We start from the raw sequence: 24,316 nt of genomic DNA on the forward strand, positions 1-24,316 counted from the left end.
CTAAATTACCCCAACCACTCTTGCCAAGCTTGGGTCACTACCGACCTTTCTTGCTCAAAACGAGACAAATCGACGTCGGCATCTAAATTCAGTAAGTTACGGCGGTGAATTTCATCGCGCATATTAGTGTATGCATTGACCAGCTGACGAGCCTGTTGAGCAGGCAACAGATCTAATTCCGACGCCATCTCCAAAATTCGCACATTATCTGAATATTTGTAGATAAGCGGAAGTTCACCACCTTTGAGAAGCGCCAAGTATTGCACTAAAAACTCAACGTCGGTAATACCTCCAACGTCCTGCTTGAGCATGAAGCGCCCCTCTTTCTTACCGCCCAGATGATCACGCATTTTTTCACGCATCTTCACTACATCGACTTTAAGTGACTCTGCTTCACGGCTTAATTGCATCACCTTAGCGCGGCTTTGATTGAAGGCATCGATCAGTTCTTGGCCGCCAAAAATAGCTCTCGCACGCACCAGCGCTTGGTGTTCCCACGTCCACGCTTCTTGATGCTGATACTCGTCAAATGAATCGATATGCGTCACCAACAAACCAGAAGCGCCAGATGGGCGCAGACGGGTATCCACTTCGTATAAGGTCCCAGATGCGGTACGGGTGGAGAAGATATGAATGATGCGCTGAGCCAATCTTAGGTAGAACTGGCGACCATCAATGTCTTTCTTGCCATCGGTATAACTGTTATCGGGACAGTTATGAATAAAGACAATATCCAAGTCTGAGTTGTAACCTAATTCCCAGCCTCCAACTTTGCCATAACCAATCACTGCAAAGCCCTTATCACCAGTGTCGCCGAGATGGTTCGGTTTACCATAGCGCTCGGTCATTTGCATCCAAGCTTGGTTCACGACAGCGTCAACGATAGCTTCAGCTAAATAGGTTAAATGGTCACTGACTTTCATGATTGGCAGTGCCCCGGCAATATCCGCTGCCGCTATGCGTAAAATTGAGATCTGTTTGAACTGACGCAGCGCTTCCATCTGCTGCTCCATATCATCTTGCGGGATACGGGCAAGATAATCACGCAGCTCAGTGCGATAATCTTCCAAAGCAATCGGATTATAGAGGTGCTGAGGATCAATCAGCTCATCAAGCAAGATTGGGTAACGAGCAAGCTGCTCGGAAATCATCGGACTTGCCGTACACAAACGCACCAGCTGGGTTAATGCGGCAGGGTGTTCATCAAGCAGCTCTAAATAAGTGGTTCGAGTTGCGATGCGATTAAGTAAATAGCACACACGTGGCAGGCCAAACTCTGAGTCTTTGTGGTTATAAACGCTTTGATACACCTTCGGCATCAAGCGATTCAACACTTCTCTTCCGCGTGGACCTAGCGTCTTTTTCGCCAAGTCTTGTTTAAACTGGATTAAGGTACTGACCGCCTGCTGAGGTGAGCTCACTTGCAGGTCTTCCGCCAGAATATGCTCTAGCACTTCCGGCTTCTCAGCCATATTCCACAGCTCTTTGAAGTGCGTTAGAACTTCGCTTTCCTCTTCTTCATCATCGCCAATCAATTGCTCGAATACCTGGTGGATGGCGGCCATGTGGCGCTGAATTTGCTCAAACAATTGCTCCCAGCTCTCTACTTGCATGGCATGGGCCAAACGCACTTGGTCGAGCGCTTTATCTGGCAGGGTTTGGGTTTGTTTATCAGCTAAGGCTTGAATGAGGTTCTCAAGGCGGCGTAAGAAACAATAGCCATCACGAAGTTGAGTGACTTCTTCCACTGGTAGCAGCTCTAGCTGTTCAATCGAGTCGAGGGTTTCTAATAACCCCCGATGACGCAAAGAAGGCTCTCTACCTCCACGGATCAGCTGAAACACCTGAGCGATGAACTCTACTTCGCGAATACCGCCTGCCCCTAGTTTAATATTGTTGGTCAAACCGCGGCGGCGCACTTCACTGGTGATCATCGACTTCATTCGGCGCAGTGATTGCAGCGCACTAAAGTCCATATAGCGACGGAAGACAAAAGGACGCAACATCTGACGCAGCTCTTGGTACTGGGGATACATCTCTTTGCCCATCACCCGAGCTTTGACCATGGCATAACGCTCCCAATCACGTCCTTGCTCTTGGTAATAATCTTCTAACGCGGCATAGCTCATCACCAATGGACCACTTTCACCAAACGGGCGCAGACGCATGTCAACCCGATAACAGAAACCATCAAACGTTTGCTGATCCAGCGCCTTGATCAAGCGCTGGCCGAGACGGGTGAAAAATTGCGAGTTATCAATGGATCGTCTCGCCCCTTGAGTCTCTCCATTTTCTGGGTAAGTAAATATCAGATCGATATCCGATGAAAAGTTGAGTTCGCCTCCCCCTAGCTTACCCATACCGATGATCAGCATTGGCTGAGCATCACCCTGAGCGTTACAAGGTGTGCCCCACTCATTACTGCACGTTTTATACAAGTGACGATAGGTCTCAACAATCATGGCTTCTGCCAGTTCAGACAAATGCGCTAAGCTCTGCTCTAGACTCCAAGAATGCACGAAATCACGCCAAGCAATATAGACCATCTCGCGGCGACGAAATTGGCGTAAGCGACGCAGCATGCTCGGTTCGTCTTGACATTTTTCTAGCTGACGAGCCAACTTGTCGCGGTAATCTTCAGACCGATTTTGCACACTCAGCATCTCTGGCAAACGCTGGCACAGCTTCTCATCTTGTTGCAAAGACTCTGAAATAAAATCACTCAATCCCAAAACTTGATCCAGTTCATGACGAGTAGTGCTAGGCCAATTTGATAATACGTCTGGATAGAGGTTTTCGATTTTTTCGATAGCGTCAGCAGCTTGCTGCTTGAGAAGTTGCGGATGTTCCATGGATTATCCTTGTCACTGTACGTTACTAGCTACCTTAACAAAAAAAGCCCACCTAGTAAGGTGAGCTTCAAGAGTTTGATTAATAAAGTCGATCAGACTTTAAAACTGTGAATTTTGCCGTCCAGCTCTTCGGCGTTACTCTGCATGACTTCTGAAGTTTCAAGCAGCTCAGTCACTACCACGACAGAGGCTTCCACCAACTCGCGTACATTGGTCAAGTTCTGATTCATCTCTTCAGCTACTGTACTTTGTTGACCTGCTGCTGAGGCGATCTGGAAGTTCATGTCATTAATCTGGGTGACTTGATCAACAATGCCATCGAGTTCAGTACCCGCATTGGTGACTAGCTCAACGCCTTCGGCCGCTTCTACGACGCTTTTCTCCATCAGATCAACCGCACTATTGGCACTGGTTTGCAGCTGGGTGATCATCTCTTGGATCTCAACCGTTGCCTGTTGAGTTCGCTGCGCCAGATTACGCACTTCATCGGCCACCACGGCAAAGCCACGACCTGCTTCGCCTGCGCGAGCCGCCTCAATCGCAGCATTCAGTGCCAGCAAGTTAGTTTGCTCAGAAATACCTTGGATAGTGCCTACGACGCTGCCAATGGATTCAACTCGTTCTTCCACCTCATTGATTGCTTGGGCTGACTGCGAGATATCGGTCGACAACTCATTCATCTTGCCTACAGAGTCCATCACGAAACGTTGGCCTTGCTGCGCCTGATGTGAAGCACTTTCAGTTACGCTAGAGGCATTTTGCGCATGCTCTGCAACCGTCTGCACCGTCGTCGTCATCTCACTCATTGCTGTGGCTAACTGGTCAATTTCGTTAAACTCTTCCTGAGCTGACTCTTTAGTTTCAGACATGCTAAGCGTCATCACTTCCGTCAGCGCAGAAAGCTCCTGAGAAGAAGAGACTTGTGTTTTGATGACGTCTTGCAGCTGCAAACGAGTCTTTTCAATCTCACGAGCAACCTCGCCAAACTCGTCTTTACAGTTCATCTCGTACGGTGTTGAGAGATCTTTCGATGCCATGGCACGGATTGATTTGGTCAGAAACTCGATCTGTCTAAGCATGATGCCCGCAGTGCCCAGCAACAAAACGATAAAACCTGCGACCATCAAAGCAGTTTGCCAAACCACTTGCACTAAATAATCGTTATATTGCTCCAGCGCCACTTCCGAACCTTGAGAGGCGACAACGTACCAGTTCGCTGATTGCAGTTTGGCAGCATACTCAACAGAACCTTCATCACCAATTTGGTAACTGCTGCTCGTGTTGCCCGATGACAAGAGTTGGTTAATGGTTTGACCCAGCTCCGTGGTTTGGTTCAAGTCACTCAACTTGCTGGCCTGTGGGTGCCCTGATACGGCACCCGTATCCATATTAACCACATAGACAAATAACGAATCTTGAGCTGAAGAGGAAACTGATAGTGTTTTATCTACAAAGGTTAAAGTAGCCTCTTTGTTCTGAGAAAACATCTGTTCAAGAAACCTCGCTTGAGCATTCGCAATGTTTCTTGATTGCTCTTTTTGCACGTCTATTAGCGAGTAATAAAAGGTGTTTGCATCCCAGAGTTGCTTAGCCACGATCAGCACGGTACTAAATACCATCAACAGCACCATCTTAGGCACTAGTCGAAAATCGGTAATGACACGCTCCCATGGCTTAAAAGTTAAACTCGCCATAAACGGTACTCCAAATTAGTGTTAAACCTCACCAACCGAGGGTAGTTGGTTGTCCTTTTTCTTGTGCGCTTATTTATTTCACGCCTCGTATAAAGCCAGCATGATAACAAAATGGCTGCACAAGCTTTGAGCTATTGGTCAAAAATGGCCAGGCAATTCTACAATTTGTGATCGTAACCAAATTGTTACCCTTCAATCGACGCTTCCACATAGGGAATTGGTTGCAAACCATTACATCGACCACAGCTTGATAAGCTTTAGCTCCATACCCTAAAACTGAGACCCAGCTATCACTCCCCCACTCGTGAGCTAATCAATAAATATTTGTATGATTTATTCTGTGACCTCAGACCAGCCACATCACAACGCAGTCACAAAGTCTGCGCTACTAATTACTGGCGGTCTGAATTACAATTGCAAAGATATCTGCCTTGAATTTGAGAGTTGTAGTTGAGCGCCTTATTTACCCATCAAGCCTGGCAACTGAGCTTAGATGACCCAAACCAAAAACTTCTCGTTCTGTATCTTGCCAACATTACTGATCAGCACGGAAAAGTGAGCTTTACGTTGAGTGAAGCGGCGAATGCGTGTGGCTTTGCCTCAGAAATGGCAGTGGCGAACTTGATGGGCACACTCGGTGGCCTGGGTTTACTTGAAAAAACTGGGACCAGCCAACAAGCTCGAGTTGAAGTGCATCATTGCCAGTTGCATTTGGCCACGCCGCAAACACCTGAAACCGAAACATACGAACAGTCACCTGAACCGAGGCAAATTCCGGTTTACAATCCAGCACCAAAAGTGCCGAGCCAAAGTGCAATGGCACCACCTATGCCAAATTGGGCCAGCACTGAACTAGGATTCAATGGTATTCGCACACTGGCCGAGCAAAAAGAGTGCTGGCAAGAATTTTGTGATGCCATTGGTGCGCAAACCCTCATCACCTACCCAATGGCTAGGCAAGAACGTGTGCTTAGGGATTGGTTAAGTGAACGAAAACGCCAAACACCGATGCATACCCCACCGCCGACAGTGCAAAGTACCAAAGGGGCAATGGCAAGTTTTCGTGGTGAGTCTGATGGTGGTAACTATCTATCCACTCACGACTTGGATGAGCTCAACATTCCAGCTTGGGCAGAGAAAGCCTTTAAGTTTTCAGCCATCCAAACCGAACCGCAACTGATATGGCAAAAATTCGTGTTGTGGCACAAATCTAAAGCCAATGAACTCATGACCATAGGCAAACTTGAAAGCAAGCTAAGATACTGGCTAACCAACGAGAAAATGAATGAAGAGAGACAAGCAAGAAAAGGGTCCTCAGGATTTAATGGCGCTTCAGGACAAGCTGCGGGAAATGGGAATCGACAAAAGCTTAGCCCATCTGAGCGCTTCCGACAGAACCTCATCCAACAAGGCAAAAAGCCAACCTTCTGAGCCCGCGCTGCCTATCATCGAACAGAGCAACGAGCCTTACGAAGAGACTATTTCAGACTGGTGTAACCATGTGTTTGGCTCGTTTTTAAGCATCTACGAGACCATGTGGGAGCATCAGTATGGCAGCATGCCGAGTGGCAAGTTTGTCACCTTTGCCCAATCTATCGATGACAATGGCCTCAACCGAGTGCTTAAGCACTGCCATGAGCGGATTCAATTAGGCAATGCATGGCCCCCACAAATGGGTGAACTGTGGGTGCTACGAGACTCTTTGACCGCAGAAGAGCTGCTCGATAGCCGTTTGCGTGTCATGACCAGCAAACCTGCCAACCGTGTCGAGAAGTGGCTAGTACAAAACAAAACCTTCGATCTCAAGCAGCTACCTGAGTATCGATTGGATGAGCGATTCAAGAAATACTACCTCGAAGCGCAGCGCCTTGAAGAGCGTGGATTGTTGAAGACAGAAGCATCAGAGCTGATGTTGCCAAGAGAGTCGGTCAAGAACCTTAACGATATCAAGCGTGATGAATACGAGCATAAGCATGGCGCTGGACTGCATCCGAGGATTGAGGCGATTTTGAAAGGGCGAAAAGAATAACGGCGAACGGCGAACGGCGAACGGCGAACGGCGAACGGCGAACGGCGAAAAGATCCTCCTCTAAAGGTGTCTTATCAAATAAAAACGGCCTGTTATTGCGATAACAGGCCGTTTTTTCAATTTAGGTATTTATCGACGCCAATAAGGTTCTGCATCGATACCCATTTCTCGGGTTTGCTCCATGGCGTGGAGGATTGAGCTTTCCTGGCGCAATAACCACTTCTCAAGCTGCTTGTATTCATCATCTTTTAGCTCGTCAAGCAAATTGGCGAGTGGCGCTAAGCGCTGAAGTTCATTAATACCTTGCTCAAGGTCTGCCCACGGCAAGCGAAATTGTTCACGCATGCCTGAGTCGTAGAGCGCAGCAAAACACAGACCAGTATATAAACTGCGGCTCAAGCGGTACTGCTGATCAATGTACTCTTGGCGGTTCAGTTGGCGTTCTGGAGGGAAAGCTTCTAGTAGCTCAGCCCACGTCTTGTCTAACTGTTTGGCCGAGAATGGCACGATATTTTGCGCCATTTTGTCGCGGGCTTTATCGTCCAAAAATGGCTGCCAACCTCTGGATAAGATCCAACGGCTCAAATCAAGCAGCAGCCCCGCATAACGCCCCGATTGGAATAGTGTGAGCATATCTTCGCGCTCAGGTAACTCGGTTTTAGTTTCTGCCAACTGCTCAACTAACCATTTACGCGCATCGAGTTTGCGCAGCACGTGGCCCTTATCGTCCATGAGTTCGTCAAGATAGTCCGCTTGAGCGATCCAACCCAGCTCTTGCTCAAGCCATTTGAGTTCTTGGCGCAGCAGTGCACTGGCTCGGCGCGGTACAATACCGCCAAACACGGTAAGGATCTGGCGAATGAATCGAATCGAGTTCGCTACCTCGTGCAAAGCGGCAAATGAGTCCCGTTCAAAATAGATTTGCTCGTGGTAATGCCAGTGTTCCAACGCATGCTCTAGCGATTGGATAAAGCAGTATTCAGCATTATCGGTCGGTAAGGTGCCGACTAAATCGAGCGCAGCCACTTCATCGCCTTCATAACCTTGAGCCAAACGGTAGCCTCGCGCCGCTTTGCTTAAGTTACCCAAGCGAATACCGCCCTCTTCACATAAGGTTCGAGCGAGATTGAACAATGCGTCGGTTTGGCCTGATTTTAATTCAAGCTCGACTTCGCAAATTGGCGTTTGCTTATCACCAGCGGTGACGACCCCTTGGTCAAAGGCTACTTCCACTTGACTACCATCAGCCATGCTGAGTAACCATTGCTCACGAGTAAAATCGGTAGAAAATAGCGGAATCAATTGGCTTTGCAATGCTTCAACACTGCGTCCTTGAGGCCAAATATCTTGTGGATGAAGCGCTAAATCAGGCGAGTTACTGTTGTGCTCGGCGTTATATTCTGGACGCTGGTGGAGACCTGCGACCACACGGCCGGCAGTTTTGACCGTTTGTACAAACACATCATCAAAGCGGCGGATACGCAGGCCAATATCGGCTTGGCGTAACCAGTTGTCAGGAGTATCGAAGTAGGTGTTGCCAAGTTCTCGGCAGCTGTGCTGAAGCACTTTTTCATCGGCGATTTTTTCAATTAAAGTCTTTGAAAATTCGGGTGAAACAAAAAACTTCAGTTCTATCTCGGTTTCCATAACTCTACCTTTGAGGGATAACTTTCACAGCATATTGCCTAAACCAAGCATCGGCAAGTGAGATTTATCTCAATCAGGGCGCTAAATGTTGCAAATTGTCAGTAAACTAGCGACTACTTTTAGATTAAAGCGGCGCATAATTTTAGATAGATTGCGAAATTCTTTCTAACAGGACAACTGCTTAGCGAAGAACATGCTTATTCCGCACCAATTGATGATCTAAAACAGTTTTATTGGATGGATGATTAGGTTACCATGCGCGACTTTATAGCCATCGTTTAACAAATCGCCGATTGGATTGGTGAGTACGTCTTTTAGGTTATAGTTTTTATTAGGTTGATTAACCATGCCAGTAAATACAATCATGGGGTTATTTGCAAAGTCCCCTATTAAACCTTTGCAGCGTCACGTGGTGTGCGTCAACGAATGTTGCTCACACTTAGTACCATTCTTCGAGGTTTGTGCCCAAGGAGACTGGGATAAAGCGAGCGAAATTCGTGCGCAAATTTCTCACCTAGAGAAAGAAGCGGACGTTCTTAAGCGCGAGATCCGCTTAAAACTGCCACGTGGTCTATTCATGCCTGTCGATCGTAGCGACATGTTGGAGCTACTCACTCAGCAAGACAAACTTGCGAACCTTGCGAAAGATGTCGCAGGTCGCGTAGTGGGTCGTCAGCTGCAAATCCCACAGCCTCTTCAAGAGAACTTCATGGCTTACGTGAAGCGTTGTCTTGATGCTGCCAACCAAGCTCAGCTAGTAATCAATGAACTTGATGAACTGCTTGAGACTGGATTCAAAGGACGAGAAGTTACCCTAGTGGCGGAGATGATCCACCAGCTAGACGTTATCGAAGATGATACCGATTCACTTCAAATCGAACTGCGCCAGCAACTGATGGCCATCGAATCGAAGTACAACCCAATCGATGTCATGTTCTTATACAAAATCCTTGAGTGGGTCGGTGGTATCGCAGATCAAGCGCAGCGCGTTGGTGCTCGTCTTGAACTGATGCTATCTCGCTCTTAAATTTTTAATTTAACCAAGAGTGAATAGCAGCCACATCTGTCTGTCAGCGCTTAGCTATGGCTAACTGCGCTAGCATTCACTCGAATGTTATCCAACAACTTAGGTGTTACGATGGATATCTTAGCTAATTACGGCACGTATATTATTCTGATTGCTGCAATGTTCGGCTTTCTTATGGCAATCGGTATCGGTGCCAATGACGTAGCTAACGCGATGGGAACCTCAGTAGGTTCTAAAGCTCTGACCGTAAAACAAGCGATCATCATTGCGATGATCTTCGAATTTGCTGGCGCATACCTTGCTGGTGGTGAAGTAACTGACACCATTCGTAAAGGCGTTATCGAAACCTCTCTATTTGCCGACAAACCGGATGTACTGGTGTTCGGCATGATGTCTTCCCTATTGGCTGCTGGTACTTGGCTACTGCTTGCCTCTTACATGGGTTGGCCAGTATCGACTACTCACTCAATCATCGGTGCGATCATCGGTTTTGCGTGTGTATCTGTAGGTACTGAAGCTGTGGACTGGGGCTCAGTTCAAGGCATCGTAGGCAGCTGGATCATCACACCTCTTATCTCTGGCCTGTTTGCTTATGCGATTTTTGTCAGTGCGCAGCGCCTAATATTTGATACCGAGAACCCACTATTCAACGCTAAGCGTTTTGTGCCTGTTTACATGTTCATCACCACCATGGTAATTGCATTGGTGACCATCAAGAAAGGTCTAAAACACGTAGGTTTGCACCTTTCAAATGGCGAAGCGTGGATGTGGTCTGCGGGTGTCTCTGGCATCATCATGGTCGGTGGCTACCTGTACATTCAAAAACGTTTCTCTGCGAGCGAAGACGACCATAGCTTTGCGGGTGTTGAAAAAGTATTTAGCGTACTCATGGTTATCACCGCCTGTGCGATGGCATTTGCCCACGGCTCTAACGATGTAGCAAATGCTATTGGCCCACTGTCTGCGGTAGTATCGACAGTTGAGCACATGGGTGAAATCACTGCGAAGAGCTCTATCGCATGGTGGATTCTTCCACTAGGTGGTTTTGGTATCGTGGTTGGTCTAGCAACGCTAGGCCATAAAGTAATGGCAACCGTAGGTACTGGTATTACGGAACTGACACCAAGTCGTGGTTTTGCAGCGCAGCTAGCGACTGCTTGTACCGTGGTATTAGCATCAGGTACTGGCCTACCAATCTCTACCACTCAAACCCTAGTGGGTGCAGTTTTGGGTGTTGGTTTTGCTCGTGGTATCGCAGCGCTTAACATGGGCGTGGTACGCAACATCGTGGCATCTTGGGTGGTCACTCTACCAGCGGGCGCATTGCTGGCAGTGGTATTCTTCTTCGGCCTACAAAGTATGTTTGCTTAATCCAAACTGTTAAATTGATGTCATATTTGACTCAAATGCACAGAAAGGGAGGCTTAGCCTCCCTTCTTTATTGCACCTTCGAATAAAACTCCTTACTATTCCTCACATCTTGGTTCTTCACCTACCGCGAATACAACAAAGGGATATACCGTGAAAAAACTGATTAGCCTAGTGATGGTTGCGCTATTCTTTGCCCCACTTAGCTATGCTCAAGAGCGCTACATTTCTGACAACCTTTTCACTTACATGCATGCGGGCCCGAGCAACAAGTTCCGTATTCTTGGCAGCGTAAACGCTGGTGAGAAAGTCAACCTAGTGGATGCCAACAAAGAGTCTGGCTACAGCCAAGTGATCGATTCAAAAGGCCGTAAAGGTTGGGTTCAAACTAAATTTGTCTCTGCTACCCCAAGCATAGCGATTCGTCTTCCAGCGTTAGAAAAAGAGCTTTCTGAAGTGAAAGAGAAACTGGCTAACGCTAATCAAAATGCTAACCGTGAAAAAGAAGGTCTAGTTGCCTCTCTTGAAGCACGTAACGAGCAAATCAAAGAGCTTGAAAATAATCATAGTGAGATGAATGCTCAGCTTATCGCCTCACAAGAGGAGGTTCGCGAGCTGCGCGCTAAGCTAGACACTCAAAAAGAAGATCTACTGCTGAAATACTTTATGTACGGTGGTGGTGTGGCAGGATTTGGCTTGCTACTGGGTCTGCTACTTCCACATCTAATGCCGCGTAAACGTAAATCTCCTGCGGGTTGGGCGTAAGATTTCGGTAATCGGTAATCGGTAATCGGTAATCGGTAATCGACAAAATACTAAAAATGCCACTCTGGAAATCCAGAGTGGCATTTTTTATTGGTTTACTTCCATTCGTAGAGCGCTGGGATTTCTATTTCTTGCCCCTCGAACTTAACGACGACACTGCGTGGTGTGATGGTGGTGAGTTGCACCAGCGGCGTTATCCACTGCCCTTGATGCACTTCCTTATCGTTTACTTTTACCCAGCGATTGGCTTCTGATGAAACGTACATATGGGTTTGCAGATTCATCGCAGGCAACCGTCCTTGATACTTATCAAGGTTATCTAAAAGTGCGATCACCTCTCCCGATTGCGCTTGAGATTGAGTTGTTGGCAATACTGGTGGTTCAGGCTGCGCCATCAAGCTCTCAACTCGAGAGGCTAATTCCGGTGAAAGCTCGCTTAAATCCAGATCGTCCAAGTCAAAGCTCTGCTCAGCACTAGATGACTCTTGAGGTAACATCTCGGATTGAGTTTGCATCTTAGGTGCAGCATTAGCCGCTACAGCAGTCACTCTTTGCAACGAAAGTTTCTTGGTCACCGTCAAAGGTGCAAGTGGTGCGAGATCCAAAGAAGAAACGGTGGCTAAGTGGCGATAATGTACTTGCGGCTCAACTGACTGTGGTTGGTGCGCCATGTGTTGCCAACTTAGCACCCCAGCAACCGCCAAAGGTGGCAGAAGCGCAATGGCAATACAACTTAGCTTGTTCATTGCTTAGCCCCCGTCAACGTTGGAGCTTGCGAGTTAACGTAGCTATCGAGCACCATCAGTGTCTTGTTGCCAACAATGCCGTCAACATCTAGCCCATGCAGAGTTTGGAATCGCTCAACTTGTTGATGCAACTGGTTGTTAAATACTTGCCCAGTCACACTCGCTTCATTAAGCGCCTGTGCTAGCGCTTGTGCGAAGCGCTCAACCGCTTCACCTCGGTAACCCCGCTTCAACACCTGGTCGATTTCAGTAAACCAAACCATTTGATACTGAGATGGCCAATGCTGCTCTAACCATTGACGAGACAAAGTCACCTGACTATCTCCAATAACAAGCTGTGCATTTTGCGTATCCAAACGGGTCAAAATTGCACTCACCGAGTAGCCCTCTAAACTCAACTCAAACAGCACCGGACGATTATAATCGAGTACGTCCTCTAAACTTCCGAAGAGCTCACTGCAATGAAATCCGCCGACATCAATGGTGTCACACACCGCTTGTTCTGCTGTGGCTTGCATGCCCCATAAGGCAAACACTGTTTGTATGGCGCTTATAGAATCCCACTCTGAGGTCAACGCTTGCGCTATCACCGATTCTAGCACTTGCTGCTCACTCACCACGGTTTCAATCACTTCCACCTGCGGTTCAGTTTGGTAGTGAGTTTCGAGCGCCGTTGGCAGCAATGCGTAGACACCAGCACACAAGCCCAAACCGACCAACGCACTTATCAGTTTTGGGGAACGAAGTGGATTAAAAGAGATAGCAGACTGGCGATTAGGCACGTACTGAAATTCCAACACCTCTTCACATGCCTTATCCATTAGCTTAGGACCAACGTCTTTCAGCCCTTGTTGATACGCCATTTGCAAAGCACGGTCACAAATCAAATTGATAAGCCGCGGCACCCCTTGACTGGCTTTAGCAACCTTACGGCAGGCGCTATCAGAAATCAGACCGACCTTGCCACCTGCGGTATTAATGCGAAATGAAATATAAGCCAATGTTTCTGCTGGAGTAAACGGTAATAAGTGATAGCGCCCGGTAATACGTTGGGCAAGCTGCCTTAACTGAGGGGTTTGTAATTTCGCTTGTAACTCAGGCTGCCCGACGAGTACTACTTTAAGCAGTTTTTGTTCATCACTTTCAAGGTTGGTCAGCAATCTAAGCTGCTCTAACACCGTCACTGATAGGTGCTGCGCTTCATCAATGATCACTAGTACTTGATGCCCACAGCTATGGCGCTGTTTCAAAAATTGATGAATGGCTTTAGACAGCACTTTTAAAGAAGCCTGTTCTGGGTAGCTCAGACCAAATTCATCACAGATAGCTTCGAGAAGGTCTGTCTCAGAATAAGTAGGATTGAGCAGCATCGCCGTCTCGATTGATTGATCATCACTCAAATCACTCAGCAAAGATTTGGAAACCAAGGTTTTCCCTGTACCAACTTCGCCTGTGAGCATAGCCAACCCGCCGCCCGTAGATAGACCTGCGGTCAGTTGAGTGATCGCCTCTTTGTGGCGCTGGCTTTGAAACAGAAATTTTCTATTCGGTACGATAGAAAATGGCTCTTCATTGAAGCCAAAAAAATCCTTATACATTAACTGCTCTCTTCGCTAAGATTCTGGCAAATTACCACCGCAAGAAGGAAAGTAAAGTGTCTCAACCAAATATGCCGCAAAACGGGCAAACCTACCTCGTTGGAGGTGCGGTACGTGACAAGCTTCTCGGTCTTAAGGTACACGACAAAGATTTTGTCGTAGTCGGCAGCACGCCAGAGCAAATGCTGGCGCAAGGCTTCCAAGCGGTGGGTAAAGACTTTCCTGTTTTTCTGCACCCAAAAACACACCAAGAGTTTGCGCTGGCAAGAACCGAGCGTAAGTCTGGCCACGGCTATACCGGTTTTGAATGCCATTTTTCCCAAGATGTCACCTTAGAAGAAGACTTGATCCGCCGAGACCTCACCATTAATGCTATAGCAGAGTCTGAATCAGGCGAATTAATTGATCCTTATGGCGGGCAGAAAGATCTTGAGTGTCGCACCTTACGCCACGTATCCGATGCTTTCATTGAAGATCCGCTGCGAGTGCTGCGAGTGGCACGTTTCGCCGCTAAATTGGCTCCGCTCGGATTTACCATTGCCGACGAAACACTCGAACTGATGCGTCAAATCGCCCACAGCGGTGAGCTGGACCATCTGACTCCAGAACGTGTTTGGCAAGAATGGTATAAATCCTTAGTAACCGACAGTCCACACACCTTTCTTCAAGTGCTAAGAGATTGCGACGCTCTCAAAGTAGTATTGCCTGAGTTTGATCAACTGTTTGGTGTGCCTCAGCCAGAGATTTGGCACCCTGAAATCGACACAGGTATCCATACTCTTATGGTGGCGGAACAAGCCGCATTGATGACTAGCGATCCCGTGATCCGTTTTTGCGCCCAAGTGCATGACCTTGGCAAAGGCATCACCCCCAAAGAAGAATGGCCAAGCCATAAAATGCACGGTCACACAGGCCAGCGATTGATCAAAGCCTTGTGCGAGCGCATTCGGGTCCCTAATGACTTTCGAGATGCAGCGGTGATGGTTTGCGCCGAGCACACCAATGTACACCGAGCCGATGAGCTTAAGCCAACCACGTTTGTTAAGGTCTTCAATCGTATTGATGTGTGGCGTAAACCTGTACGCTTTGAACAGCTAATGCAATCGTGCTGCGCTGATCACCGTGGTCGTACCGGGTTTGAAGGTACTCATTATCCTCAGCAAGTCCTGTTCGAAACGGCCTATGCAGCAGCAAGCCAAGTAGAAGTGAAGGCGGTAGTGGCTGATGGCTTTAAAGGCCCAGCGATTCGTGAAGAGCTAGATAAAAGAAGAGCCGCAGCAATTGCTACGGCTCTAAACAGATAACCGATTTGGGTTGATGACGGTTTACGCCATCATCAGCCATGCAAATAGACCAAAACCTAGAATCAGGCGATAAATCACAAACGGTAGCATACCCATGCGTGAAATAAGCTTTAGGAAGTAATGGATACAGATATAAGCGCTGACGAACGACGTCGCCACACCTGCCATTAATACGCCTAAATCAACCGCTTCACCGCTAGTCACCAATTTAAGTCCTAGGTAGCCACCCGCCAACGTGATGATAGGGATCGACATCAAGAATGAAAAACGTGCCGCCGCTTCACGGGTAAAGCCAAGATAAAGCGCTGCGGTAATCGTTGCGCCTGAACGAGATGTACCCGGGATCATTGCCAGTGCTTGTGCGATGCCAACAAACAGGGCTTTCTTGGTGTCCATTTTATATTCATCATCTTTTAGCGGCGACTTAACGTCAACCCACCATAGCAGCAGAGCAAATACCACGGTTGTGGTGGCTATCACCCATGGGCTACGCAAATACAGCTCTATGATGTCTTTCATGAACAGACCAAACAAACAGGCAGGAATCGTGGCGAGTACGATCATCCATGCCAATTTAGCTTCTTTACTGCGATCGCCTTTAAACATAGAGCCAAACAGCGCTGCAAATAAAGTGATCACTTCTTGACGGAAGTAGATCACCACCGCCATCAGGGTCCCGACATGCACGGCAACGTCAAACGCTAGCCCCTGATCGTCCCAACCCAAAATGGCCGACGGCAAGATAAGGTGAGCAGAACTAGAAATGGGAAGAAACTCTGTCAAACCTTGGATCAAGGCCAGCATAAAGGCTTCAAAATAACTCATGGTTAGAATTCACTATCAGAAAGTTGAAGATCCACTGGGGTCAGTGAATCGTAATCGAGCAGCTGATGGATCTCGCGCACCGAGCGACCATCGGCTGGGATAATAAGATCAGGGCAAAGCTCAAACAGCGGCTGAACGACAAAAGGGTATTTGAACACATCGTCTCTAGGCAATTGAGGCTTGCTCTCTCGCACCACATCGTCATACAGCAAAATATCGAGATCGAGCGTGCGATCTTGTAGTGACTGCGCATCTAGCGTACGTCCCCACTTATATTCAATTTGCTTGAGCGTTGTGGCAAGCTCATTAAGCGACAATGACGTTTTCATCTCAACCACAAGATTGTAAAAATCTTTGCTATCAAAGCCTAACGAAGGGCACTCATAGGTGGTTGACACTTTTAGCTCAGTTCCAATGAGCCCAAGCTCTTCAATACCCGCTAGCACATGTTTACGCCGCTCAATATTGGACCCTACGCCAATATAGGTGGTGCTCATCGAGTTCCTCGCTCAATCACAACACCGACACTGCGAGCCTGTGCAACCGCGCCCGGCTTCGCTAAGCGGATCTTCACCCAAGGCACTTGAAACTGTTGCTGGATGATCTGTGCTACTTCTTCAGCCACTCGCTCCACCAACAGGAATCGGCCTTGTTCGATATGGTTTAACACCGCTTCACTCACTTTTGAGTAATCTAGCGCATCAACTACGTCATCACTTTGACCAGCAGGACGATTGTCATGAGCCATTTCAATGTCCAGAACAAGTTTTTGTTTGATTTCTTGTTCCCAGTCATACACACCAATGGTGGTGATAACTTCAAGTTGTTCGATAAAAACAGTATCTAGCGCCATTTTTAATCCCTAGTTAACAGATTGACAGGTCGGATACCCATTTTGGGCAAAAACCCGTAAAATATACCAGAATTTCATTAAATTATACCAATGCCCATCAGCTTCTCTTTTTGCAGTGTGCAAACTAGCGAGTCGATAGAGGGATTGGGATACATATATTTAGCTTTAGGGAAAGCCATGTCTGCGATTGCGCTAATCATGATCGTTGCCGCCTATCTGTTAGGCTCGATTTCGAGTGCAGTATTGATCTGTCGGCTGTTTGGCTTAGAAGACCCACGTAACACAGGCTCGAAAAACCCTGGTGCGACCAATGTGCTGCGCAGTGGTTCTAAACTTGCTGCCGCTTTAGTGCTTTTCTTCGATATGCTCAAAGGCACCATTCCGGTATGGCTAAGCTGGTACCTTAAAGTGGATGAAGTGCTGCTTGGGTTGATCGCCATCGCTGCTTGTTTGGGTCACATGTATCCGCTCTTTTTCCACTTTAAAGGCGGCAAAGGCGTTGCGACAGCGATTGGCGCTATGGCACCCATGGGACTTGATCTAACTGGAATGCTGATGGGGTGTTGGCTGTTAGTGGTCGGCATTACCCGTTACTCATCTTTTGCAGCGATTGCGACATCACTGGTTGCTCCACTGTTTACTTGGTGGGTGAGACCAGAATTTACTTTACCCGTCTCCATGCTGTGCTGCTTAATCATCTTGCGTCATCACCAAAACATCCGCAGGCTTTTCGAAGGCACCGAGCCTAAAGTGGGTAAAAAAGTATGATCAAAAAAGCGAAGCCTAGGCTTCGCTTTTTAGTTCTAATAGCCAATCTTTTAAGCGTAAACTTTGGCGAGAAAGCCAGTCAACATATCGGTCACAAACTGCGGATTTTCTAGATTGGCAATATGGCCCGCATTGGGTACTACCACCAACTCACTGCCAGTGATCGCATCATTCATCAAATACGACTCGAACACTGGTCGAGGTTTGTCTTGTTGACCTACGGCAATCAATACTGGCAAAGCAAAGTTTTCCAGTGCTTCAAACTGATCTCGGCGGCCAAACACCATTCGACCTACTTGAGCCACATCTTTCGCCGCTTGACCTTCTAGTGCACTTAAATAAGCGGCAAAATTCTGCTTGAGCTCTTCTGCTGGAGCATCAGAGAAGAACAACGGAACAATCGCTTCCACCAGTGGGGCGGGCACTTGGGCTTTTTCACCAATGGTGTTTAGCATCGAGAAGTATTTAGCATGAGTCACTTCGGGCTCTAACCCAACAAAGGTATCCATCAGTACCAATGACTTAACTCGAGCTGGTGCAAGTGAAGTGAGTTCTGCCCCCCACATACCACCAACTGAGAGTCCAACAATCGAAAATTGCTCCACGTCTAAGTGATCCATCAGCGCCAATAGATCGGCTGCATAGTCACTTAAGGTTCGCGTTTGTGTTGGCAGTGATTGCGACTCACCGTGAGCCCAAAGATCAGGCACAATGCAACGATAAGATTTGCTTAATTCCGCCACTTGCGGTTGCCACATGTGGCTGTCCCATAAGTAGCTGTGACCAAACAGAATCACAGGGCCTTGGCCGACATCTTGATAATGCATCGTCTGCCCATGGCGAGTAAAACTAGGCATAAACATTCCTTATTTGAACGAATTGACGAGATAAAAAAACAGCGCATCATCGTGATGCGCTGCCCTTTATATCTCAAAATAGAAACTTATTTAAGAGGCTCTAGCTGATCGATAGGCCAACGAGGGCGAGCTTCAACAGACAAATCCGCCACCTCTTGGTTCTTAAGGCGTTGCATGCCCGCATAAGCAATCATAGCGCCGTTATCAGTACAGAACTCGGTGCGAGGATAATAGACTTCGCCACCAATCTTGTTCATTAGCGCTTCTAAATCGGCACGCAGCTGCTTGTTAGCACTCACGCCACCAGCGATTACCACGCGCTTCATGCCCGTTTGCTCTAGCGCTCGTTTACACTTAATCACCAGTGTGGCACAAACCGCTTCTTGGAAGGCATATGCGATATCAGCGCGGGTCTGATCGTCATCACCATTCGCTGCAATAGTGTTGGCAGCAAACGTTTTAAGGCCGGAGAAACTCATGTCCAGTCCCGGACGATCTGTCATCGGGCGTGGAAACTTAAAGCGACCTGGGGTGCCGTTTTCCGCCAGACGAGACAGCAATGGACCACCAGGGTAATCCAGCCCCATCAGCTTAGCCGTTTTATCAAACGCCTCTCCTGCTGCATCATCAATTGATTCGCCAAGGATCTGATATTCACCAATGCCTTTCACTTCCACGATCATGGTGTGACCACCAGATACCAGTAGTGCGACAAATGGGAACGGCGGTGGATTATCTTCCAGCATAGGCGCAAGCAGATGCCCTTCCATGTGATGTACAGGTACTGCCGCCACATCCCAAGCATACGCTAGGCTACGACCAATGGTCGCGCCAACCAATAATGCGCCAACCAGACCCGGACCTGCGGTGTAGGCTATGCCATCCAGCTCTTGTGGCGTTACGTTCGCTTCAGCCATCGCCGCTTTAATCAAAGGAATGGTCTTCTTTACATGGTCACGTGACGCCAACTCTGGCACTACGCCGCCGTAGTCGGCGTGCAGTTTTACTTGACTATACAGCTGATGGGACAATAGCCCCTGCTCATCATCATAGATGGCGATACCCGTCTCATCACAAGAGGTTTCAATACCTAAAATGCGCATTACGTTCTCGGTCTGATTCAAAATTGGCGTCAGTTTACCGTTTAGAAAAAAAATTAACCAGTTCTGACTGGGAAAATGCTTTACAAAGGGGTTGTGATCGGATTAAAATTCCGCACCATTTTTGATCAAGCTGGCTAAACACCGTTCACCATGTGAACGAGATGTCGGGAGTCAGCATTAACGAATAACCCCTGAGGTGAAAGGCATATGCCAGTAGTTAAAGTACGTGAAAACGAACCGTTCGACGTAGCTCTACGTCGTTTCAAGCGCTCTTGCGAAAAAGCAGGTATCCTTTCTGAAGTGCGTCGTCGTGAGCACTACGAGAAACCAACTACCGTTCGCAAACGCGCTAAAGCAGCTGCTCAAAAGCGTCACGCTAAGAAGCTAGCTCGCGAAAACGCACGTCGCGTTCGCCTGTACTAATCACTAAACCCTAAAAGGAATTTAGTGATGGCTCTAATTGATAAACTCAAAGAAGAGCAAAAATTAGCGATGAAAGCCAAGGACAAACCGCGCCTTGGCACTATTCGTTTAGCTCTTTCAGCAATCAAGCAACGTGAAGTTGACGAACAGATCACTCTGGGCGAAGACGACATCATTGCCGTGCTGACTAAAATGGTTAAACAACGTCGCGACTCTGTAGCTCAATACGAATCAGCAGGTCGTCAAGACCTAGCCGACGTGGAAAAAGCAGAAATCGCTGTGCTTGAGGATTTTATGCCTCAACCGCTTACTGATGAAGAAGTAACTGCGCTTATTGAAGCGGCAATTGCTGAATCTGGTGCTGCGGGCATGCAAGACATGGGCAAAGTGATGGGCGTTTTGAAGCCACAAATTCAAGGGCGTGCAGATATGGGTAAAGTGAGCGGTTTAGTTCGTTCTAAACTGGCTTAATTACCCAACCCAAATTGCAGCAAGCCGTGCTATCCTCTGGAATGCGCGGCTTGTTTGTATCTGACGCCAAAAAATTTCAATATCAGTAACAGATTTGTCCTACACGATAAGTCTTTAGTGCTATTGGCATTATACTCTCTTCCCTACTCTCGTAACTGCAACAGGAACTATGGCTGGAATCATTCCCCGCTCATTTATCGACGACATGCTCGCACGATTAGATATCGTCGACATTATCGATGCTCGTGTAAAGCTGAAGAAAAAAGGCAAAAACTACAGCGCTTGTTGCCCGTTCCACAACGAGAAGACCCCATCATTTTCAGTCAGCCAAGAAAAGCAGTTCTACCACTGTTTTGGTTGTGGTGCCCACGGCAATGCCATTGACTTCATGATGGAGTATGAGCGTCTAGAGTTTGTTGAAGCGATTGAAGAGCTAGCCTCATTCCTTGGTTTAGACGTACCTCGTGAGCAGAGCAACCGCGGTAACGGTAGCTTTAGTAATGCGCCAAGGGCCAATACCGAACAAAAGCGTAACCTCTATGACATGATGGGTGGCATCGCTAACTTTTACCAAGGTCAGCTAAAACAGTCGGCTGGCAAACAAGCGGTAGAATATCTCAAGCAGCGTGGTCTCTCTGGAGAAATCGCCCAAAAATTTGGTATTGGTTTTGTCCCTGATGAGTGGGACCTAATTCGCAAAAACTTTGGTCAATCAGAATCAGCACAAGAGATGCTCGTCAGTGGCGGCATGCTGATTGAAAATGACAAAGGCAACCGTTACGACCGCTTCCGTGGCCGTGTGATGTTCCCGATCCGAGATCGCCGTGGCCGCACTATCGGTTTTGGTGGTCGAGTCTTAGGTGATGGCACACCAAAGTATCTTAACTCACCAGAAACCCCTATTTTCCATAAAGGCAAAGAGCTTTATGGTCTGTATGAAGTGATGCAGGCCCATCGAGAGCCGCCTCAAGTTCTGGTGGTAGAAGGCTATATGGATGTAGTGGCACTGGCGCAATACGGGGTGGATTACTCAGTAGCATCGCTAGGCACTTCCACCACAGGCGATCACCTGCAACTGCTATTTCGCCAAACCAACACTGTGGTGTGTTGCTACGATGGTGACCGAGCTGGTCGAGATGCTGCGTGGCGAGCAATGGAAAATGCGCTGGGCTATCTTAAAGATGGCAACACGTTAAAGTTCATGTTCTTGCCCGATGGTGAAGACCCGGATACCTATATTCGTAAGTACGGTAAAGAAGCCTTTGAAGAACAAGTGACGCAAGCGACACCACTGTCTGAATTCATGTTCAATGGCTTACTGGCTCAAGTAGACACTGGCAACGAAGAAGGTAAGGCGAAACTCGCATCTTTGGCAGCACCTCTCATTAATAAAGTGCCAACCAGCTCATTGCGACTACAATTACGAAAGTTACTCGGGCAACGAATCGGTATCTTTGATGAATCAATGCTGCAAAGCCTTATTTCCAAGGAAGCCAAAGTAGAAAAAGCGCCTCAGCCACATAAAGCGATGAAAAAGACCCCTATGCGCGTCGTCATTGCTCTACTGTTGCAACAGCCAAAATTTGCCGAGTTAGTACCTGATCTCGTTAGCGTGGCACATATTCCACTGCCGGGACTAAGTTTGTTTATCGAAGTACTTGATAAGTGCCGAAGCAATCCCAATATAACCACAGGTCTGTTGCTAGAACAGTGGCGACAGACCCAGAATGCAGGCATGCTGTCACGCCTTGCTGGCTGGGACATCCCAGCCCCAGAAGAAGACAGCTTGGAAGAGATATTCCTCGACTCATTGGACAACATACTTTCTCAATGTGTTGAAAAACAAATAGAATCGCTACTCGCGAAACATAGAAGCAGCGGCTTAACTGCCGAAGAGAAAAGGGAATTACAAGCCCTAATGCTGGAGCTAAAAGCGTAAGAGCAATCACAAATTGTCGAGATTCTACGCAAAGTACACATAGTCAGCATAAAATTAATTTGTTAAAATTGGCGGTTTGCATTTCGCAAAACTACATTCATCACCAGACCTGAAGTTGGATATCGTCTATGGATCAAAATCCGCAGTCACAGCTAAAGCTACTTGTCGCAAAAGGCAAAGAGCAAGGCTATCTGACATACGCCGAAGTTAATGACCACCTACCACAAGAAATCGTTGATTCTGAACAGGTAGAAGACATCATTCAGATGATCAACGACATGGGTATCCAAGTTGTTGAAACAGCGCCCGACGCTGACGACCTAATGATGAGCGAAGCAGTAGCGGACGAAGACGCTGCTGAAGCTGCGGCGGCTGCGCTTTCAAGCGTAGAAAGTGAAATCGGCCGTACAACCGACCCAGTACGTATGTACATGCGTGAAATGGGTACTGTTGAACTACTGACACGTGAAGGCGAAATCGACATCGCTAAACGTATCGAAGATGGTATTAACCAAGTTCAACTATCGGTAGCTGAATACCCTGGCACTATCTCTTACATCCTTGAGCAGTTCGATAAAGTTCAAGCGGAAGAGCTACGCCTAACCGACCTGATCTCAGGCTTTGTTGACCCAGACGCAGAAGAGACCGCAGCTCCAACAGCAACGCACATCGGTTCAGAGCTTTCTGAAACTGAACTTGCTGATGAAGATGGTGACCTTGACGATAAAGAGTCTGAAGACGACGAGGACGAGGAAGAAGAAGATACTGGTATCGATCCAGAGCTTGCAGCTGACAAGTTTAGCGAGCTTCGTAATGCTTACCAGAATGTTCAACTGATCGTTAATGAAAAGGGTCACGATGCAGCGCAAAATAGCGATGCAGCAACTGAGCTTATGGACGTATTCCGTCAGTTCCGTCTGATCCCTAAACAGTTTGACTACCTTGTTAACGAACTGCGTACCTCTATGGACCGTGTTCGTACTCAAGAGCGCCTAATCATGCGCTTCTGTGTAGAACAAGCGAAAATGCCGAAGAAGTCTTTCATTGCCCTATTCACTGGCAACGAATCTTCTGAAGCATGGCTAGATGAGATCCTTGCGTCTGACAAACCATACGCTGAAAAGATCAAATCGAAAGAAGAAGAAATCCGTCGTAGCATCCAGAAACTGGCCGCTATCGAGTCAGAGACTTCTCTTCCGGTACAGAACATCAAAGACATCAGCCGTCGCATGTCTATCGGTGAAGCGAAAGCGCGCCGTGCGAAGAAAGAGATGGTTGAAGCGAACTTACGTCTGGTTATCTCGATCGCTAAGAAATACACCAACCGTGGCCTACAGTTCTTGGATCTTATCCAGGAAGGTAACATCGGTCTGATGAAAGCAGTTGATAAGTTTGAATACCGTCGTGGTTACAAGTTCTCGACTTACGCAACGTGGTGGATCCGTCAGGCGATCACTCGCTCTATCGCAGACCAAGCTCGTACGATCCGTATTCCGGTACACATGATCGAAACCATCAACAAACTGAACCGTATCTCTCGTCAGATGCTTCAGGAGATGGGTCGTGAGCCACTGCCAGAAGAGTTGGCAGAGCGCATGCAGATGCCAGAAGACAAGATCCGTAAGGTACTGAAAATTGCTAAAGAGCCAATCTCAATGGAGACACCAATCGGTGACGACGAAGATTCGCATCTAGGTGATTTCATTGAAGATACTACCCTAGAACTTCCACTAGACTCTGCAACAGCAACCAGTCTACGTGGCGCAACTAAAGATGTTCTAGCTGGCCTAACGCCTCGTGAAGCGAAAGTTCTGCGTATGCGTTTCGGTATCGACATGAACACTGACCACACTCTAGAAGAAGTTGGTAAGCAGTTTGACGTAACTCGTGAACGTATCCGTCAGATCGAAGCGAAAGCACTGCGTAAACTGCGTCACCCAAGCCGTTCAGAAACTCTGCGCAGCTTCCTAGACGACCAGTAATCGTAAGTAATTGCTTAAGTGATTGTAAAAGGTGAGCCTCGGCTCACCTTTTTTGTACCTGTTGG

General features: G+C 47.6%; 21 protein-coding genes. 11 read left to right on the top strand and 10 right to left on the bottom strand.

Features of this window, described 5'->3' with window-relative positions; genetic code table 11:
- Positions 1-5: 5 nt before the first annotated feature.
- Together glnE and J4N39_RS12600 are read right to left on the bottom strand one after the other, a co-directional pair.
- On the bottom strand, positions 6-2,852 hold the full coding sequence (glnE, locus tag J4N39_RS12595) for a bifunctional [glutamate--ammonia ligase]-adenylyl-L-tyrosine phosphorylase/[glutamate--ammonia-ligase] adenylyltransferase (RefSeq protein ID WP_252019960.1): 2,847 nt from the start codon (positions 2,850-2,852) through the stop codon (positions 6-8).
- A 92-nt stretch (positions 2,853-2,944) separates the two neighbouring features.
- Positions 2,945-4,546 (bottom strand): methyl-accepting chemotaxis protein, encoded by a 1,602-nt coding sequence (locus J4N39_RS12600; RefSeq protein ID WP_252019963.1) that lies wholly within the window; start codon positions 4,544-4,546, stop codon positions 2,945-2,947.
- A gap of 450 nt (positions 4,547-4,996) precedes the next feature.
- Between J4N39_RS12600 and J4N39_RS12605 the strand changes: the two genes are divergently transcribed.
- Together J4N39_RS12605 and J4N39_RS12610 are read left to right on the top strand one after the other, a co-directional pair.
- Positions 4,997-5,977, top strand: coding sequence for a hypothetical protein (locus J4N39_RS12605; protein WP_252019965.1), 981 nt, complete (start codon positions 4,997-4,999; stop codon positions 5,975-5,977).
- Complete coding sequence (locus tag J4N39_RS12610; protein WP_252019967.1) at positions 5,898-6,575, top strand: hypothetical protein; 678 nt, start codon at positions 5,898-5,900, stop codon at positions 6,573-6,575. Before J4N39_RS12605 ends, J4N39_RS12610 begins: the two co-directional genes overlap by 80 nt.
- 129 nt (positions 6,576-6,704) lie before the next feature.
- Here the strand turns inward: J4N39_RS12610 and J4N39_RS12615 are convergent, their stop codons facing one another.
- Positions 6,705-8,222 (bottom strand): CYTH and CHAD domain-containing protein, encoded by a 1,518-nt coding sequence (locus tag J4N39_RS12615; RefSeq protein ID WP_252019969.1) that lies wholly within the window; start codon positions 8,220-8,222, stop codon positions 6,705-6,707.
- Positions 8,223-8,568: 346 nt separating this feature from the next.
- Between J4N39_RS12615 and J4N39_RS12620 the strand changes: the two genes are divergently transcribed.
- The 3 genes from J4N39_RS12620 (at position 8,569) to J4N39_RS12630 (ending at position 11,382) form a co-directional block, all read left to right on the top strand.
- Positions 8,569-9,249, top strand: a complete 681-nt coding sequence (locus tag J4N39_RS12620; protein WP_252019971.1) for a TIGR00153 family protein — start codon at positions 8,569-8,571, stop codon at positions 9,247-9,249.
- Between the two features lie 111 nt (positions 9,250-9,360).
- Positions 9,361-10,620, top strand: coding sequence for an inorganic phosphate transporter (locus J4N39_RS12625; protein WP_252019973.1), 1,260 nt, complete (start codon positions 9,361-9,363; stop codon positions 10,618-10,620).
- A 150-nt stretch (positions 10,621-10,770) separates the two neighbouring features.
- Complete coding sequence (locus J4N39_RS12630) at positions 10,771-11,382, top strand: TIGR04211 family SH3 domain-containing protein (protein WP_252019975.1); 612 nt, start codon at positions 10,771-10,773, stop codon at positions 11,380-11,382.
- A gap of 95 nt (positions 11,383-11,477) precedes the next feature.
- On the opposite strand, the gene J4N39_RS12635 is transcribed toward J4N39_RS12630, so the two are convergent.
- Both J4N39_RS12635 and J4N39_RS12640 read right to left on the bottom strand, forming a co-directional pair.
- The gene (locus J4N39_RS12635; RefSeq protein WP_252019977.1) at positions 11,478-12,128 is read right to left on the bottom strand and encodes a general secretion pathway protein GspB; all 651 of its coding nucleotides are present in this window, start codon (positions 12,126-12,128) and stop codon (positions 11,478-11,480) included.
- On the bottom strand, positions 12,125-13,726 hold the full coding sequence (locus tag J4N39_RS12640) for an AAA family ATPase (RefSeq protein ID WP_252019979.1): 1,602 nt from the start codon (positions 13,724-13,726) through the stop codon (positions 12,125-12,127). The genes J4N39_RS12635 and J4N39_RS12640 overlap by 4 nt, the downstream gene beginning before the upstream one ends.
- 71 nt (positions 13,727-13,797) lie before the next feature.
- Between J4N39_RS12640 and J4N39_RS12645 the strand changes: the two genes are divergently transcribed.
- Positions 13,798-15,030 carry a multifunctional CCA addition/repair protein gene (locus J4N39_RS12645; RefSeq protein ID WP_252023744.1) on the top strand — a complete coding sequence of 411 codons (1,233 nt, stop codon included), beginning with the start codon at positions 13,798-13,800 and terminating at the stop codon, positions 15,028-15,030.
- Between the two features lie 21 nt (positions 15,031-15,051).
- On the opposite strand, the gene J4N39_RS12650 is transcribed toward J4N39_RS12645, so the two are convergent.
- From J4N39_RS12650 to folB, 3 genes are read right to left on the bottom strand one after another with little or no spacing between them, the layout of a single operon-like run.
- Positions 15,052-15,855, bottom strand: a complete 804-nt coding sequence (locus J4N39_RS12650) for an undecaprenyl-diphosphate phosphatase (RefSeq protein WP_252019981.1) — start codon at positions 15,853-15,855, stop codon at positions 15,052-15,054.
- 2 nt (positions 15,856-15,857) lie between these two features.
- Positions 15,858-16,352 carry a 2-amino-4-hydroxy-6-hydroxymethyldihydropteridine diphosphokinase gene (gene folK, locus J4N39_RS12655; protein WP_252019984.1) on the bottom strand — a complete coding sequence of 165 codons (495 nt, stop codon included), beginning with the start codon at positions 16,350-16,352 and terminating at the stop codon, positions 15,858-15,860.
- Positions 16,349-16,708, bottom strand: coding sequence for a bifunctional dihydroneopterin aldolase/7,8-dihydroneopterin epimerase (gene folB / locus J4N39_RS12660; RefSeq protein WP_252019986.1), 360 nt, complete (start codon positions 16,706-16,708; stop codon positions 16,349-16,351). The genes folK and folB overlap by 4 nt, the downstream gene beginning before the upstream one ends.
- A 177-nt stretch (positions 16,709-16,885) precedes the next feature.
- Here folB and plsY point away from each other — a divergent pair, with 177 nt between their 5' ends.
- Positions 16,886-17,476: a glycerol-3-phosphate 1-O-acyltransferase PlsY gene (gene plsY / locus J4N39_RS12665; RefSeq protein ID WP_252019988.1), complete on the top strand. Its 591-nt coding sequence runs from the start codon at positions 16,886-16,888 to the stop codon at positions 17,474-17,476.
- Positions 17,477-17,526: 50 nt separating this feature from the next.
- On the opposite strand, the gene J4N39_RS12670 is transcribed toward plsY, so the two are convergent.
- Together J4N39_RS12670 and tsaD are read right to left on the bottom strand one after the other, a co-directional pair.
- Positions 17,527-18,333, bottom strand: coding sequence for an alpha/beta fold hydrolase (locus J4N39_RS12670; RefSeq protein WP_252019990.1), 807 nt, complete (start codon positions 18,331-18,333; stop codon positions 17,527-17,529).
- A gap of 86 nt (positions 18,334-18,419) precedes the next feature.
- Positions 18,420-19,436: a tRNA (adenosine(37)-N6)-threonylcarbamoyltransferase complex transferase subunit TsaD gene (gene tsaD, locus J4N39_RS12675; RefSeq protein ID WP_252019992.1), complete on the bottom strand. Its 1,017-nt coding sequence runs from the start codon at positions 19,434-19,436 to the stop codon at positions 18,420-18,422.
- A gap of 207 nt (positions 19,437-19,643) precedes the next feature.
- Between tsaD and rpsU the strand changes: the two genes are divergently transcribed.
- The 4 genes from rpsU to rpoD all read left to right on the top strand — a co-directional run bounded on the left by rpsU (position 19,644) and on the right by rpoD (position 24,251).
- Positions 19,644-19,859 carry a 30S ribosomal protein S21 gene (gene rpsU / locus J4N39_RS12680; RefSeq protein WP_001145625.1) on the top strand — a complete coding sequence of 72 codons (216 nt, stop codon included), beginning with the start codon at positions 19,644-19,646 and terminating at the stop codon, positions 19,857-19,859.
- A gap of 27 nt (positions 19,860-19,886) precedes the next feature.
- Positions 19,887-20,330 carry a GatB/YqeY domain-containing protein gene (locus J4N39_RS12685; protein WP_252019995.1) on the top strand — a complete coding sequence of 148 codons (444 nt, stop codon included), beginning with the start codon at positions 19,887-19,889 and terminating at the stop codon, positions 20,328-20,330.
- 169 nt (positions 20,331-20,499) lie between these two features.
- Positions 20,500-22,269, top strand: a complete 1,770-nt coding sequence (gene dnaG / locus J4N39_RS12690; protein WP_252019997.1) for a DNA primase — start codon at positions 20,500-20,502, stop codon at positions 22,267-22,269.
- Between the two features lie 128 nt (positions 22,270-22,397).
- On the top strand, positions 22,398-24,251 hold the full coding sequence (gene rpoD, locus J4N39_RS12695; protein WP_252020000.1) for an RNA polymerase sigma factor RpoD: 1,854 nt from the start codon (positions 22,398-22,400) through the stop codon (positions 24,249-24,251).
- Positions 24,252-24,316: the final 65 nt, after the last annotated feature.

The organism is Vibrio sp. SCSIO 43136 (assembly GCF_023716565.1).
GTDB lineage: Bacteria > Pseudomonadota > Gammaproteobacteria > Enterobacterales > Vibrionaceae > Vibrio.